The 693-nt window shown below is 44.9% G+C and carries 1 protein-coding gene; it reads left to right on the forward strand.

Going from position 1 to position 693, the window contains the following annotated elements:
• Window positions 1-296: 296 nt before the first annotated feature.
• Window positions 297-693, forward strand: a 397-nt coding sequence (locus tag A3750_RS16700; protein WP_197475098.1) for an NAD(P)-binding domain-containing protein, incomplete at its 3' end; no start/stop codon positions are given.

The following is a 693-nucleotide window of genomic DNA, read 5'->3' on the forward strand; positions in this document are numbered from 1 at the left end:
CATGCTCACTGAGTCATTTCCCCTTTCACCAATAAGTTGTTTGGCGGTGTTCACCACAAGCTCATATCGCTCTTTACTGCGCTTTTGTGTTGGGGTGCGTCTTGATGCTTCCGTATTGTTTGCCGTCACGTAATTGCCTTGGGGTTAGGTGTGTCACTCGTCTGTGTATTGACAAATAATATCTGATCATTGATCATATTTCAAAACATGATCAATGATCAGATAATTTCTAGACTCGGCTTTGGACGGTCACTACCGACTGCAAGACGTAATCTACAAGCAATAGGTGATAAACAATGAATGCGACGACCAAGTTAGGCTCAAACGACAAAGTCGCCATTATTGGCGCGGGTCCAGCGGGACTTGCTACTGCGCGAGCACTTGCAGCGTTAAATATTCCCTTCGTGGTTTATGAGAAGCACAAAAATGTTGGCGGCATCTGGGATTTAGAGAACGAAGGTTCGCCGATGTATGCTTCAGCGCACTTTATCTCTTCCAAGACAATGTCTGGCCATTTAGGTTTTCCGATGCCTGAGGATTACCCAGATTACCCTTCGAACAAGCAAATTTTCGAGTATATAAAAAGCTTTGCTGAGCATTATGGTTTATTGCAACACATACGCTTTCAAACCAAAGTGGCCCAGATCGAATTCAAAGAGGGGCTCTGGTTAATTCAGGGTGAGGATGCGCACG

Source organism: Oleiphilus sp. HI0079 (assembly GCF_001635105.1).